The 16203-nt window shown below is 36.5% G+C and carries 10 protein-coding genes and 1 pseudogene; 10 read left to right on the plus strand and 1 reads right to left on the minus strand.

The window, feature by feature from the left end:
- Nucleotides 1-38 precede the first annotated feature (38 nt).
- Nucleotides 39-2903: a transglycosylase domain-containing protein gene (locus tag CHA6605_RS31025; protein WP_041550561.1), complete on the plus strand. Its 2865-nt coding sequence runs from the start codon at nucleotides 39-41 to the stop codon at nucleotides 2901-2903.
- Here CHA6605_RS31025 and CHA6605_RS31030 read toward each other — a convergent pair.
- Nucleotides 2884-3444, minus strand: coding sequence for a recombinase family protein (locus tag CHA6605_RS31030; protein WP_015159321.1), 561 nt, complete (start codon nucleotides 3442-3444; stop codon nucleotides 2884-2886). The genes CHA6605_RS31025 and CHA6605_RS31030 overlap by 20 nt on opposite strands.
- A 146-nt stretch (nucleotides 3445-3590) precedes the next feature.
- Here CHA6605_RS31030 and CHA6605_RS31035 point away from each other — a divergent pair.
- From CHA6605_RS31035 to CHA6605_RS31075, 9 genes and pseudogenes are all read left to right on the plus strand, one after another.
- Nucleotides 3591-6663 (plus strand): annotated as a pseudogene (locus CHA6605_RS31035) (Tn3 family transposase).
- 28 nt (nucleotides 6664-6691) lie between these two features.
- Nucleotides 6692-7084 (plus strand): penicillin-binding transpeptidase domain-containing protein, encoded by a 393-nt coding sequence (locus tag CHA6605_RS31040; protein WP_269744621.1) that lies wholly within the window; start codon nucleotides 6692-6694, stop codon nucleotides 7082-7084.
- A gap of 189 nt (nucleotides 7085-7273) precedes the next feature.
- Entirely contained in the window at nucleotides 7274-7999 is a 726-nt protein-coding gene (locus CHA6605_RS32320) for a vWA domain-containing protein (RefSeq protein ID WP_015162897.1), read from the plus strand.
- Between the two features lie 200 nt (nucleotides 8000-8199).
- Complete coding sequence (locus tag CHA6605_RS31050; protein WP_015162898.1) at nucleotides 8200-9135, plus strand: protein phosphatase 2C domain-containing protein; 936 nt, start codon at nucleotides 8200-8202, stop codon at nucleotides 9133-9135.
- A 19-nt stretch (nucleotides 9136-9154) separates the two neighbouring features.
- Complete coding sequence (locus tag CHA6605_RS31055) at nucleotides 9155-11032, plus strand: protein kinase domain-containing protein (RefSeq protein WP_015162899.1); 1878 nt, start codon at nucleotides 9155-9157, stop codon at nucleotides 11030-11032.
- 433 nt (nucleotides 11033-11465) lie between these two features.
- On the plus strand, nucleotides 11466-11771 hold the full coding sequence (locus CHA6605_RS31060) for a hypothetical protein (protein ID WP_015162900.1): 306 nt from the start codon (nucleotides 11466-11468) through the stop codon (nucleotides 11769-11771).
- 196 nt (nucleotides 11772-11967) lie between these two features.
- Entirely contained in the window at nucleotides 11968-15348 is a 3381-nt protein-coding gene (locus tag CHA6605_RS31065; protein WP_015162901.1) for a CHAT domain-containing protein, read from the plus strand.
- A 1-nt stretch (nucleotide 15349) separates the two neighbouring features.
- Nucleotides 15350-15886 (plus strand): hypothetical protein, encoded by a 537-nt coding sequence (locus CHA6605_RS31070; RefSeq protein WP_015162902.1) that lies wholly within the window; start codon nucleotides 15350-15352, stop codon nucleotides 15884-15886.
- Between the two features lie 4 nt (nucleotides 15887-15890).
- Nucleotides 15891-16193, plus strand: coding sequence for a hypothetical protein (locus CHA6605_RS31075; protein ID WP_015162903.1), 303 nt, complete (start codon nucleotides 15891-15893; stop codon nucleotides 16191-16193).
- Nucleotides 16194-16203 lie beyond the last annotated feature (10 nt).

Below are 16203 nucleotides of genomic sequence, written 5' to 3' on the forward strand. Positions count from 1 at the left end.
TGAAATACTCGAAAAATAATGATGATATTTACTAAATAATGAAAAACCAATCATCTAATCCATACATTCAAATTAAGTATCATGATAATAATGGGATACCTTTTGATGAGCCTGAATTTATTAACGGTAATATCAAATCTATTAGTGCAGAGCGAAAGACTGGTGTCATATATATTCCTAGTCCTATTTTAAATGAGCAATATATTAGTATTGAAAAATCTAATAGAATTGGTATCGTCGATCTATTGGTTGAGATTATTTTTGGCAAGTATGTTACTAGAAAATTCTTATCTCCATTACTATCTTTGATGCTCAGACATACGGGCTATAAAATAGTACGCTCTCAATCTTGTAGTAAAGATTTATCCCTTAAATATAATTTTGCTTATTACTATTTTTTCAAAATAAAGATAATCAGTATTATTAGTATTTTAAGGTGGATACGAGCGAAACTTATTAAAGAAGGGAACATCGAACGACAAGAAATTTATCACGGTGATGTATTTGTCATTAAACGTTCGGGCTACAGTCATAATGTAAAATTGACTTTTCACGATCGCGCTCCACAATATCTATCTACAAAATTAAGATCGTTGGGAAGTCTTTCAATTAAATTAATATCACTACTTCTGATAATAATTTTTTCGATTATAGCTTGGGGAGCTTTTAGTATCGATGTGAGTAATCTTCCCGACACAAGAAAGCCGATGGAGATTCAATATGCCCAAGATCCACAGTCTGATAAGGTAGATATCTTATATCGTAGAAGTCCAGATAAAAAAAGAGAAGAATTCTCAAGTCATCTAATTAATGCTCTGATCGCGAAAGAAGATTCCCGCTTTTATTTTTCTCCTGGAGTAGACTTACTTTCATTCAAGAATATAGGAAGTCGAGGTGGAAGTGGGCTTACTCAACAAGTTGCTCGTAAACTATTTGCTAAAGAGCTAGGTTTTAATAAGGAACAAGATATCAAAAATTCAGGGAATAGAAATGAATTAAAGCTAGAATCAGATCGATTATCATTTATTAGAAAATTGCTGGAAGTAGGAGTTTCTCTCAAACTAGATTTAATGTACAGTAAGCAAAATATTTTACTAACCTATTTAAATCGAGTATCTAGTTCGTGGGAAGCAGATGAGGACAAAAATAGTACTAACTTTGAAGATAGGAGTAAGAAATACTTTGACAAATCTGTAGATCGATTAGATAGTGGTGAGTCAGCTATGTTGGTAGGAATGTTAACAAATCCTACCGTTCAAGATCCATGTAATCAGATTTCTGCTAAGAGATTTATCAAAATAAAAATCAATAATTTAGAAGAAAAAATACGCGAAAATAAAAAAGATCTTGAGAATGCAACTGACGAAAATAAACAAGAACTTCAAACACTTCAAAAAAACAGATTTTATGATGAGCTGAGATTAGAAAATTTATACAACCTAGAAAGATCGGGTAAAATTACTTCTGAGCAAATAGAAGAATTTAAGCAATATAAAGTAGACCCAGAAAGATACGCACTAATAATAAGATTAGTAAAAGAGAAAGAAGCCAGATTACAATTCAGTCAAAGTGAACTAGAGAGGAAAGAAAACTTAATCGAGACATTAAAACAGGGAGGTCTAAAATCTAGGCAAGAAGGTATTAATCTAATCGATCGAGTAAGAGGGTTCTTTGTCAAAAAACATAATGAAGGACTCATTAATAAAATCAAAACAGAAATAGATGAAATAAATATAAAAATTGAAACAATCAGAAATGAAATTGATGAAATTTATCAAAATATAGATGTAACAAAAATAAGAAATTATGTCACAAAGGTGGCAAAAGATAATTTGCAGACATATTTAGATCTTGAATATGATAAAGTCAGGGAATTTGAGATTAGTGAACGAGCTAAAGACACGCGAGAAGTTGTGCTTAATGAGATGAGAAAAGCTGGTAGAATCAATAAAGGTGAATATACTCAAGCGATGGCAACAGGGATTCGTCTGAAAGATCCTAACTTACTATGCAATGCTAAATCTAATTTACACGAACTGCAAGTCGAATATTTTAGTGAAGCAGTTAACGATGAATTAAAGTTACTAGAAAGAAAAAATATTATTGGAGCGGGTCTCTTAAAAAATAAGAATTATAGTATTCAAACGTCTATCGATCGAAATATGCAAGAGAAGGCAGAAGAAGCTTTACAAGCTTATATCACTACAGTGGGTAAGAAGAAAAATTTCGATCAAGGAGCAATATTAACCTTAGATACTAGAAATGGCTCGGTCAAAGCAATGGTAGGTGGATACACCGACCCCAATTATCAAAATCTAGATCCAGAAGACAATCAACCAATCAATATATATCCAGGTCATGGGATAAATCATGTCACTGCTAATAATAGGCAACCAGGATCTATCTTTAAATTGTTTAGTTATGGAGCGATGATGCAAGATATGCACGATCGATACAAATCTAGTCCCGCTCTACTTTTAAGTAAGGAATATCCATGCTACGTTCTTAAAACTGGAATAAAACAATGCGAACATTTAGCAGGACAGAAGAAGATGAATGTGTTCTCGGCAATAACATATTCAGAAAATTCAGTTGCAATAGCAGCGGCAAAGGGATTAGGTATTGATAAGGTAAAAGAATTTGCAAATACATTGGGCGTAGGTCTATCTAAGCCGCTTAACTTAAAAGATATTCAAGGATTCGTTTTAGGCGGTGGTGGTAATGAAGTCAGTCTCTTGGAAATGACTGGTGCTTATGCAGCCGTTGCCAACGGAGGTACTTGGAACCGACCTCAAATTATTAACTCGATAAAGAGATTATGCCAGCCTGAAGATACAAGCTGGGGTTTTTTGTATAAACCCTCGAAAAGGGGGATTCTGAGTTTTATGGTACTTCCGAACTAGATTTTCCAAGATAACGATAGACACTCGCCTTAGAAAGATCGAAGTCTTTCATCAAGATTTTAATCAGAACACCCTGTTGGCGTTGAAGCTGAAGCTCCACCACCTGTTGGGGAGATAATCGTTTACTCCTCCCAAACTTGACACCCAACTCTTTTGCCTTATTAATGCCATCTAGCTGACGCTCAGAGCGGAGTTCAGTTTCAAATTCAGCGATCGCCGCCAGCATATTAAAAAGTAGACGACCCGTAGCATCAGAAGTATCAATATTTTGGTCGAGAACCTGCAAAGCGACATTTTTGCGCTGGAGTGCATCAGCGATCGTGCAAAGGTGAAGAGTAGAGCGAGCTAACCGATCTAACCGCGACACAATCAACGTATCGCCGTCTCGGACATATTCCAAACAAGCAGCAAGCTGAGAACGCTGATGGTTAGTACCACTTTGTGTTTCTTGATAGATCTTGTCGCAATGTTTGAGTTTCTGTAACTGAACGTCAAGACTCTGCCCAGACGAGCTAACTCTTGCGTACCCAACCAAAGCCATACAAACACCTGTAGATGTATTTACGTCTCATTATGCCTTAAAGGATAAGAGAAAGGTATTTTGAGACATGGAAAGAGACATAATTAAAGAACGTCCCAGAAAGTGTACTTTCTGAGACTCATAAAATTGAATAATGAGTAGCCAAAATGAAAGATCGAGGTACTGAAATCACCCGCAAGGACAAGCGGTTGAAGATTCTGGCTACTGATGAAATTGAGAGTATTTACGCTCGACCTAAATTTAACCGTGAAGAACAAATTGAATACTTCACACTATCACAATCGGATTTAGAGATTCTTGAAGTATTTGGCTCAATTAAATCTCAAGTATATTTCATTCTTCAATTAGGATACTTCAGAGCAAAGCATCTATTCTTCATATTTACATTTGATGAGGTTAAAAACGATTTTCAATATATTATCGAACAATATTTTAATTCCAAACAGCTCGGTGGAATCAAAGTAATTGACAAACAGACGCGGCTCAAACAACAGCGGTTAATCCTCGAACTCCATCGCTATCATCTATGTGGGAAAGAAGAACGTCAAGAACTCGAACAGAAAGCACAACAATCGGCAAAGGTTTACAGTAAACCTGTTTATGTGTTTCGCGAACTTGTCAATTATCTCACAGATCGAAAGATTGCGGTTCCAGGTTATACCTTAATGCAAGACATCGTTAGTCAAGCTTTGACTAACGAGCACAATAGATTAATAAAAATTGTAAGCGATCGGTTGCAAGCATCTGAGCTAGAAGCCTTTGAAAAACTATTAGAAGAATCACCCGGCTTATACGAAATTACACACCTCAAACAAGAGCCGAGAAATTTTAGTCTCAAAGAAACTAAGTATGAGATTCAAAGAGGCGAGCGATTATATTTACTCTACACGATCGCTGAAAGCTTATTGCCAGAGATGGAGATCTCTAATGAGAGTATTAAATATTATGCTGCGTTAGTCGGTTATTACTCTGTTGCCAGATTGAAACAACTGAACAAATGGACAGCATATATTTATATTATCTGTTTTGCTCATCATCGATATCAGCAACGCTCGGACAATTTAATTAACTGTTTAATCTCTAGAGTGAGGCATTATAATGATGAAGCTAAAAGTGTTGCCAAAGAACGTTTATATGAATGTCATCTTGAGATTAATGAGAATTTTCAAAAAGCAGGGCAGGTGCTCAAACTGTTAACAGATGAAAGTATTGAAGCAAATACACCTTTTAAGACGGTTCAATCTAAGATCTTTGGGATTCTACCACGTCCAAAGTTGATGGTTGTTGCCGATCGAATGGCGAAGATAGTCAGTTTTGATGAAACTGCCTTTCAATGGGAACACATTGATAAATTAGCTCATCAGTTTAAGTTGCACTTGCGACAGATAATATTAACAGTTGAGTTTACCACAACACTAGCTCAGGATACATTAATCGAAGCGATCGATTTCTTGAGAGTAGCATTTAAGAAGGGTAAGCCACTCAAGGAATTCCAGAGTGACTTATTTCCAGTCGAGTGTGTCCCAGCTTCTGTTACAAGTTATCTCTACACGAGCGACCGCGAACAAGAACAGCAGTTAATTCCCGATCGCTATGAATTTTTAATCTATCGACTACTCCGTAACGGATTAGAATCGGGTGATATCTCTTGTCGAAACAGTATTCATTTTCGGAGTCTTGAGGATGACTTAATTGACGATCTGCGCTGGCAAGACAAGCAGGAATTAATGATTAGCAATAATCTCACTATTTTAGCCCAGCCAATTATCGAACATTTAGCCCTACTTGAGCAAAATCTTGAAAAGCGGATTGGTGAAGTTAATCGTCGCATTGCTGACGGAGAGAACGAACACTTTCAGATTAAGAAGCGTCGCAATAAAGTTAGTTGGAATCTCTTATATCCCTCAAGGTATCGATCTCATCAATGCACCGCTCTTTGATAGTTTAAAACAAGTTGATATTGCGAGTATTCTTCACTTTGTAGATCGACATTGCCATTTTATCAAAGCTTTCGAGCATGTATTAGGTCGTTATCATCGACAAGCTGTGGATGAGCATGTGATTATTGCTTGTTTGATTGCTTGGGGTAATAATATGGGTATGGGTAGGATGGGTCAAATCTCTGATATTAGCTATCAACTTCTTAGCACTACCTCGGAGAATTTTATTCGATTAGAAACGCTCAAAGATGCAAACGACCTGATTAGTAATGCGATTGCTGAGTTATCGATATTTCATCATTATGATATCGGGAATCTCCTTCATTCTAGTAGTGACGGACAGAAATTTGAAGCTCGAATTAATACAATTAATTCACGTCACTCTCCTAAGTATTTTGGACTGAATAAGGGTGTTGTCTCGTACACGCTCGTTGCTAATCATATTCCGGTTAATGCCAGGATTATTGGGGCTAATGAGCATGAGAGCCACTTTGTGTTTGATATCTTATTTAACAATACGACTGATATTCAGCCGAATATCCATTCCACTGATACTCACGGTACGAATGAGATTAATTTTGCGGTACTGCATTCGTTTGGTTATCAATTTGCTCCTCGCTATAAAGATATATATGACAAGGTTAGCAAATCTCTATACGGATTTCAACATCCCAGTAACTATGATAAGGATTGCGTCATCAAGCCAATTCGTAAAATTAATACTGAATTAATTGTGGAGGAATGGGAGAATATTCAACGCATTATGGTTTCACTAGCAGTGAAGGAAACTACTCAAAGCATAATTGTAGGTAAACTCAGTGCTTATGCGCGGAAGAATAAGACTAGACGGGCTTTGTGGGAATATGACAATATTTTAAAAAGTTTATATTTGCTTGATTATATTGACTCTTTACCGTTGCGTCAAAATGTTCAGCGGGCATTGAATCGAGGCGAAAGTTATCATCAGTTACGCCGAGCTATCTCACATGCTAATTTTGGGAAGCTCCGCTTTAAGTCTGAGTTAGAGCAACAACTATGGAGCGAGTGCGGACGTTTGATTGCTAATTGCATTCTTTATTACAATGCCAGGATTTTGTCTAGTGTTCTCGAACATCGAGAGCAGCTTGGAGATCTTCAAGGGGTTGAAGACTTGAGACAGATTTCTCCTGTTGCTTGGCAGCACATTAATTTGTATGGTCGTTATGAGTTTCGCAAGTTTGCTGATTCGATCGATCTCGATGCGATCGTTGAGCAGCTAACCCAAGCCCCGTCTCGTTAATTTCCAGAATCCCCCTTTTCGAGGGTTTATACAAAAAACCCCAAGCTGTAAAAAATTAAATCCTTTCTATGAGTTTAATGATGATAGTACCAGAACGAGGAAGAATGTGATGTCACCTGAAGTAGCTCAGGCGTTAACAAAAGCTTTCAAGAATGTAGTACAAGAAGGTACTGGTAAAAATGCCCAGATTTCACTAGAAGTAGCTGGAAAGACTGGAACTACCGACGAGAATCGGAATGTGTGGTTTATCGGCTTTATACCTGAGAAACATGTTGTAACAGGTATATGGCTAGGAAACGAAAATCAAAAGCCGTTAGGGGACAGTTCCAAGCTAGCAGCCAAGCTTTGGGCTAACTATATGGGGTCTATCTATGGGAACAAGCAGCAAGCACCCAGAACGATTGCCCCCAGTCAGACATAAATTTATGACTCTGTATCGGTAGTGGCGATTGACAAACAAACTACCATTTTACAGAGCAGTGTTTCCCCACCGTTCTTTTTATTTGAGTCTGGGCTACATCCCTCATATTAAAGACTGATACATTTTGCACTGTTTTGGGCACTATATTACTATGTTGTAATTTAATATCGTCTGGGGTCATCTAATTCAATGGTTAGTACTAATAGTTCTAAACTCAATACTCCTAAGAGTGTATACACAAAAAAGCGTTGTCCAGTCATATTTTTAATTGATGTGTCCGGTTCGATGCTTGGGAATAAAAATGATAGTTCTCCACCAATCGATCGTTTGAATAAAGCTTTAGATACCTGTATAAGAAAACTTAGAAATGATAATGAAACTAATGATATTGCAGAAGTTTGTATTATATCATTTTCGCAAAAAATATCAATAGTTCGAGATTTTACATTGTGTGAAGATATTGAGACTCCAATATTAACAGCGAGTGGAACGACTCCGAAATTTTTTGAAGTTATCGAGGAAGGAATAAATCAACTTCAATCGTATCTCGATCGAATAGAAAAAGAGGGTTCTTATAAGCTCTGTCAGCCAATGATTATGTTTATGACAGATGGGCAACCAACTCTTGCTGATGGCAAAAATATTACGGACATGGAAGTATTGAATAATTCATGTGATGAAATAAGAAATAAGTTGCAAAGTGTGAAAACTAAAAATTTATCAAAACTAAAGCCTCAATTACATGCATTTTCTGTTGGGCAAGCTAGTGATAATTCAAATTATATTTTGAAAAGATTAGCAGGCGAACATAATTCGTATTTTTTAGAAGGTTATAATTTTGATAACTTATTTGACTGGATTTCAAAAAGTATTGAGATGGCTTCTCAAGGAAGAGAAGTCCCAAATTACAATTAAAGTATTGACAAAAAAGTTAAAAACAATATTTTAAGCTATATTGATATCTGTCTCAATAGGGTTTCTTTTTGATGAATTTGGCTCGATTTATCATAGTAAAAATTAATATTTTAGTGTGATTTTTGAAATAATACTAGCCGTAAATTTCATTTATCAAAATTCTGAATAAATGTTCTTCCTTACTTAATACTTTTAGCAAAATGAATAATTTTAACATAGTTAAATCTATTAATATAGGTAGCCGCCATCAAGAAAGTAACCAGTCTTGTCAAGATCATGCAGACTACAAGTTTATTTGTGAAAATCAAATATTAATTGCTGCTGTATCTGATGGTTTGGGTAGTGCAGAGTACTCAGGAGACGGCTCAAAACTAGCCGTAGAGACAGCAATAATAGAACTGGAATATCAACTAAAACAACATGTCAATAATTTAAATAATATATCTGGTAATGAAGAACAAGCTAAAACTATCTTTACTCATGTTCTTAAAAGTGTACAAGAGCGTTTGCGAAAGCGTTCGAGAGAACTGATAGGAAATACTCGAAGCAACGATCGTAGCTACTACCGAGGTAAAGAATTAGATTGTACTTTATTAGCAGTTGCTATAGCGAAAGATTTTATCATTGCAATACAAATAGGTGATGGAATGATTGTTAGTCATAATTTTGAAGCAAATGATTACTGTATTTTGCTCGACTCAACACAGGACATAGTTTGTGGTAGAACACTAACGGTTATGCATCCTGAATGTATAGTCAAAGAAGTAAAACTATATTACAACAAAATTTTGTCTGAGCAAATATTAGAAAATATTCATATTATTGGTGCCAATAATATGAATAGTGAATCATCTAAGCGAATATCAAAAGAAATTCAGATTTATACTAGTAATAATGTTCCCAGTTTTATTTGTATGGCTACTGATGGAATTGAAGATTTTGCTTTTGAAGGAATGTGCAATTCAAAATATATATTATATCAACCTCTTTTTCAATCTATCGACCATTTAATGAAGGATAACAAACAATCAGATTGTCAAGATTTTATAGATAGAGAAATTAAAAGCGAAGAATGGCAAAAATGTGGTACTGATGATAAAACAATGTTGATAATTAGTAGGCCGCAATCTAACTAAAGGTGTATTTTATATAATTATGCCAACTTATACGCAAAATGTGCAAGTTAAATTAGATAAATCTGGCGAAACTTTTTCTCTTCTAGATAAGATTGGAAGTGGCAGTGAAGGTGAAGTTTGGACGTTAAGTAAATCGCAAAAGTTAGTCAAGCTATATTCTCAAGATTATACTTGTCTGCACCAACGTATTGACAAAATTCGTTATATGGTAAATAATCCACTAGCAGAAGAATTGCTAAAAGATGGAGATCATATTAACATTGCTTGGCCTGAAGAACTAGTCAAAGATGCTATTACAGGTGAATATATAGGTTTTGCCATGTCTAAAATAGCAGGTGAAGTTGAAAAATTATCTGTTATATGTAAATCCACTAAAGTTTTTAGTAATAGAGATGCATTCAATCACTTTAGCTGGCTGACACAGCATATTATTCTGGAAAATTTAACTAGCTTAGTTAATAAAATTCACGATATTGAAGAATATATCATTGGAGATTTACAATCTAGAAATATCTTATTTAATAAAAATACATTCAAAATTTCTATTGTAGATGTAGATTCTTTTGTAATAAAAAATAGTCCGTATCACGATCGTCAATTTGTGGTACCGAAATATCAAGCTCCTGAGTTGTCTGAGCCAAATTCTCAGCAGACAGTATATTCTGATAACTTCAGTTTGGCACATTTAATCCATGAAATGCTGCTTTTTACAGAGCCATTTCAGGATGAAGATTCATGTATGGCAGATATATATACTAGTAAATGGGTATTCGATCCTTCCATAAAGAAGTTACCTAATGAAAATCCATTCTATATACTTCATGAAAATCTCCAGCATTGCTTTTTGACAGCTTTTCACGAAGGGATGGAGCATCCAGATCGGCGACCAACAGCTAATGAATGGCATGAAGCAATAGTTTTAGCTATTAAAGATTTGGAAGACTGCTCTCACAATCTTAGGCACCAATATATCAAAGCAAAAACTTGTTACTGGTGTGAATCGGGAGAATTTGATATTCTTTCAAACGATCGATCTATTTACTATACGAAAACTGCTTGGAATAGCCGACTCAAGTTTGAACGACAAATATCTGGTATTGACGAATCTATTATATCGATAGAGCGACAATTTAGTGACTGTGAAAACAAGTTAATTAGTTACGTTAATCAAGTTCAAGGTAATTACGAGAACTTTTCTAATTTTTCAGAAAAATATGTATTTGATGATTTCTCTGATTTTTCAGAGCGAGAAATAGAAAAGATAAATAAGTTACTTGAATTTGAAAAAAGAGTAATTTTTGATTTAGGAGATTTTGAGTTTATAAAGTCTAAGCTTTTAAATAATAGAGATATAATTACTAATTATAAAAACGCAATCGATAAATTATTGTCTGAATACAAAAATGGTAATTATCAAGAAATATGTCAATATGTAGAAAGATTAAAGCCATTATCAACTATTAGCTTAAATACAAAGAATGAGATTAAAAATATAATTTTAAGTCGTTATAGCAATGCAAGCAGTGTGATAGAACAAATTGCCCTTGAAGAATTATATGAGTCGATTGTCAGGGAATTAAATTTAATTAAGATTGAACCTGAGCCTACACCTATAGCCAACTCAGGTTCAGGAAAAATAAAATCGTTAACGACCCCAGAAGCAAGGAAAAAAGTTCCAAATAGGCGCGAAGACATTTCTTATCCATCATTAATTGGAGAAGGCATTTATAATATATTATTAATTATAGGTGTAGGTGTTGTGGTTGCTCTACCATTTGTATGGGTATATTTTGCCTTCCTTAGTCCAAGAACAGATCCTGGACTAGATAATAACAATAAGATAGTTCCCAAAGTAACTAAAGTTAAAAATTCTCAACCAGCAAGCAAAAAGCCATAGGAGAAACATTTTCATAAATTGATGTAGTGCTAATTGCAGCTTAAATTCATTTTTTATCTAATATATAATTCTCAGCTATTTTTATAATTATGTTATTTAATATCTTTTCCTGTTTACAGAGTTACAAGTCCGAATTCATACTAATTTCTGTATTTATACTGTTTTTAATACTAAGAACAAACGAGTGGCTATGGATCGCTAGTTTAGCGGGTTGGATTGTCTATTCTCCCTTAATATTCATGTATGGAATTAGGTCTTGGGTCAAACTTAAAAAATTCAGAAGAAATTTAAAACTTAGGTAGAAAATAATAGTGAAGTAGCACTCCCCACCTCAGTTAGTTCTGGCGATCGATGGCATAGATTACCTCCCGATCTCCAGATCATCTTTTAATTCAGTAACGCCGGATAACCTACCTTACTTAACCATTGCGCTATGAAATCCCGAAAATTACCTCTATTTATTGGCATTATTGGCAGCCTAGTTGCTGTGAATACCTGCTTCAGTGCCTATGTGCTGAATATTTCTGCTAAAGGTAAAGTCATTGAAAACTTCATTCCGGCTGGCTGGACACTAGAAGATCGAACTGCTGGCGATTTGAATGGCGATAGCAAGGATGATTTGGCATTGCGTTTGGTCAAATCAGGCGAACCTGGAGATCGTCCACAATCGTTGGTTATTCTGCTCAATACGAAAAATGGCCTTACCACACCCTTACGCCACAAGATTACTATGGGGTAAGGGTTTTGGCTGTTAAGTATTGCTGCGCCTCACGATTATGCCCCTGATTGGAGGGCGATCATTTCAACTGGCACACGAGATCGCCCCATTACAGATTTTGAGCGAACGCGACCGATGAGCATGAGTAGGTCAAACAATTATTGAGTAGCCGTTTTAGCTTTGTTAGAATAAATATACTAAATTTGTTAAGACCCTGATGGAACATATACGAGATTACAACACCTTAATCCGTGAGTTGCTGGCTGGGATAGCAGGTGGTTGGAGTTATGGTGATGTGACGGGCTGGTTAACGAGCAAAAGTATTAAGGAGTCGGAGTTAGCGCAGTGGTTTCGAGAGCAAGAGGTGCCTTTAGGGACGGATGCTGATTTGAGGGGGCAATTTGAGGGTTTAGCTGGCTTGGGGCAGGGAGAGTTAGCAGAGACAGCGGGGCAATTAATAAGGAGCTGGGAGTCAGAGATTGATGACGCGGAAACGTGGTTCAGTCGGGGCTACAATTTATTCGGATTGGGCAGGTATGAAGAGGAAATTGCTAATTACAAGCAAGCTATTAAAATTTATCCTGATTATTTTCAACCCTGGTATTATCAAGGTATTGCATTAGGTTATCTAGGACAGACTGAAGAGTCAATCGCTAGTTTTGAGCGTGCTATTGAGATTGCACCTAACTTTCATGCTGGTTGGTATGGACAAGGCATCGAGCTTGATAATTTAGGACGATTTGAAGATGCTGTTTCTAACTTCAATCGTGCCATTGAAATCGAACCTAACTTTTATCAAGCTTGGTTTAAAAGAGGCTTTTCGCTAGGTAATTTAAACAAATTCGAGGAAGCTGTTTCTAACTTCAATCGTGCAGTTGAAATCGAGCCGAATCACTCACCATCCTGGCATTGTCGAGGTCTTGCATTAGGACAAATAGGAAGGTATGAGGATGCAATTTATAGTTTCGAGCGGGCAATCGAGATCGATAGTGACGAGCCTGAAATTTGGAGGGATCGAGGTTTTGCCCAAATTAATCTTGATAGATATGAAGAAGCAATTTTTAGTTACGAGCGATATCTTAATATTCAAATTAACGATTGTAATATTTGGTTTCTTAGAGGCGTTCTTTTAAAATATATAGATAAGTATGAAGAGGCAGAAACTAGTTTAGATCGAGCAATTCAAATCAACCCTGATTTTTTTGAAGCTTGGTGTGAAAGAGGTCTTGTTTGTTTCTTTCTTGCTCGAAATCAAGACTCAATTGCTAGTTACGATCGTGCAATTGAACTTAACGCCGACCTCCATGAAGCTTGGTTTGGAAAAGGTTTGACTTTAAAGACCATAGGTCAGTATAAAAATGCTATCGCTAGTTACGATCGTGCAATTGAAATTAAACCCGACTACTATGAAGCTTGGTCTAATCGAGGTAGTGCGTTAGAAGCGATAAGTAAATACAAGGAAGCCATTGCTAATTACGATCGTGCAATTGAAATTAATCCTGACTTTCATTTAGTTTGGTATAATCGCGGCATTTCATTAGAACATCTAGGTCAATATAGCGAGGCTATTCCCAATTTTGAGCGAGCAATTAAACTCAAACCTGACGATTATCAATCTTTGTTCCGGTTGGGCGTTGCGCTAGATAATCTAGGTTGGTATAAAGAAGCAATTATAAATCTCACTCTAGCAATTGAAATCAAGCCTGACTTTTCAGATGCTTGGTGTAGTTTAGGTGTTGTCCTAGAGAATTTAGGACAGTATAAAGAGGCAATAGCTAGCTATGAACAATCGATTAAACTTAAGCCTGACAATCTATATCAAGTTTGGGCTAATCGAGGTGCGGCATATGGGAGATTTAAAGGCTACCAATCACAAATTAATGCTTATTATCAAGCACTCCAAGAGATTCAGTGTAACGAGCATCCCGATCACTGGGGATTTTTATACAGGGATATTGGGCGTAGACATTACCATGAAGGCAACAGGGATCTAGAGAATTCAGAAATTTACTACAATCTCGCCCTCGACGGCTTTTATCAAATTCTCAAAACTCCTGCTTGTAAAAAATTTCCCCGACTTTTGTTAGATGTCTTTATCGATATTAGTAAAGTGTACCTTGTTCAAGAAAATGTCGAAGCTGCAAGTCATTACCATAATCAAGCTTTCGATATTTTCACAAAACTTCTGAACGAAAAACCTACATTTGAAGCAAAAAAATATCTTCAGCTTGAATACTATCAGTTACGTCGATTCGATGTTGATTACTTTATCATTAAAAACGATCCCATTCGTGCTCTTGAAGTAGCTGAACTCGATAAAAATAATTGCTTGACTTGGTTGCTTTCTAGCCTAGAGGAAAATACAATCAGCCCTAAACATGCTGAAATGAGACAGCTTCTTGCTCGATCTTCTGCTACCGAACAGACTGCAATCATTTACTGGCATTACAGCCCAGATACCTTAACAACCTTTATTCTCACAACAGGAGATATTCAGCCGCTAATCTGGAAAAGTCACAGAGCTACGGCAGCAAAACAACTAGAAGAATGGATCGAAGAATGGGATAAGCAGTATCGAAACTATGGGAGTAAAAAAGATGAGGGAGGTAAAGAAGATCGCTCTCATCATCCGTGGCGAATTAATTTGGCTGCCAATTTAACTCAACTTCAGGAGATTCTAGAAATCGATGGAATTTGTGCCCAATTGCCATCTACTTTAACCCACCTCATTCTAATTCCTCACGGCGATTTACATCGATTTCCGCTACATACCCTTTTTTTGAATAGTACAAAATTATTAAGATTGCAGAGTTGCACCTATCTTCCCTCGATTCAGATTGGGTTGAACTTACAACAGCGATCGACCTCAACTAAATCTTATACCCCTTTACTTAGCGTCGAAGATCCCGAAACTCATCAGGATGCAATGCCTTTTGCCCAAATTGAATCTACAATTGTACGACACTTATTGCAAAATCATACCCACATCAATTCTAAATCTGCTAATTTAGCTACCGTCAAAAATGCCCTTAAACAACCCCATGCCAGCTTTCACTTCACTGGACACGCTGCCTATAATTCCCGCACTCCTGAAGCTTCTGCCCTCTCATTAACAGACGAACCACTCACCGCCAAACAGATTAGTCAACTCAATTTATCTAGCTACAACCTCATCACCCTCGCTGCCTGTGAAACTGCAATTTCAGGCAGAGAAAAGATCGATATCGAATATGTCGGTTTAACCAGTGCGTTCCTTCAAGCTGGAGCTGCCAATATTCTCAGCACCCTATGGCAAGTCGATGAAATTGCTAATGCCTGGTTTACGATCTTCTTTTGTCAACAACTGTTAGCAGGTAAATCTCCTGCTGTTGCCCTCACATTGACTCAGCGATGGATGCAAAGCCTTACCTGGCGAAAACTCGCTGACTGGCTAGCTCAACTGAGCCAAATACCCGATCTCGAAATCGGCATAATTGATCGACTCAATGCTCGTATCACAAATACCCTTAACGCAGGGGGTACAATAGACTTAAATCAACCCACAAAATACAGTCATCCTTACTATTGGGCGGCATTTACACTTACTGGGGAGGGTTAAGATGAGCTTTTCCAAACAAATAATCGATCTGGAGGCACTGCTCTATGCCCTCGCGCAACAAACAGAACCTTTACCAGAATCATTACAGCAATCGCTAATTGAAGTCGGTCGATCTTTGCATGAAGATCGACCCGATACAGCTCGTGAATTACGAGCATTAATTCAGCAATATTCACCGTTAGAACTTGAATATCAACGGGCTTTAACTAAATGGGATGAGAACTATACTTCTCAAGAACGTGCGAAGACTTTAGATGCAACGTTTTCGATTGCATCGGGATTAGATGACTTATTTATAGAGCGTGTTCTACCAGCTACAAATTGGGTAACTGCTACAAAAAAATTAGCTAATAGTAGTAAATATCTTAAGCAGAGATCTCAATTTTTAGAACGAGGAGACCGAGTAGTTGCTTTAGCAAGTGGTGGTGCATTTCTAGGTGTACTGATTGCCCAAATTCCTGGTGCAGTTATTGGGGGGGTACTAGCTGGAGTCTATGCTTGGCTTAGTTTTCCAACAGTAGTGACAGGCAGGAAATAAGTAGGTGGTTCAGAAATATTTAATTGGAATTGGATTTTTACTAATAACAAGTTCAGCGATTCTTATTATAATTATAAGATATCGTCGCAATCAAAAATTGAACCTAACTTTTCAGGAAGCTTTCGATCTTGCATTAGCTATTTTTAGTGGTATGTCAGGTGCTTATGTCATATACCAAGCTATTAATCTTTTAGATACGCTGCTAAAACTAGTGGGAATTGAAGGAATTGTTGCTATGTGTTTAGGGGGATTGGCTTCGATTTGGTTTGCATTTGGTAAGATAAAAGAATTAATTGATAAACCTTGATTTTGATTAT

Origin of the sequence: Chamaesiphon minutus PCC 6605 (genome assembly GCF_000317145.1) — a bacterium.
Taxonomy (GTDB): domain Bacteria; phylum Cyanobacteriota; class Cyanobacteriia; order Cyanobacteriales; family Chamaesiphonaceae; genus Chamaesiphon; species Chamaesiphon minutus.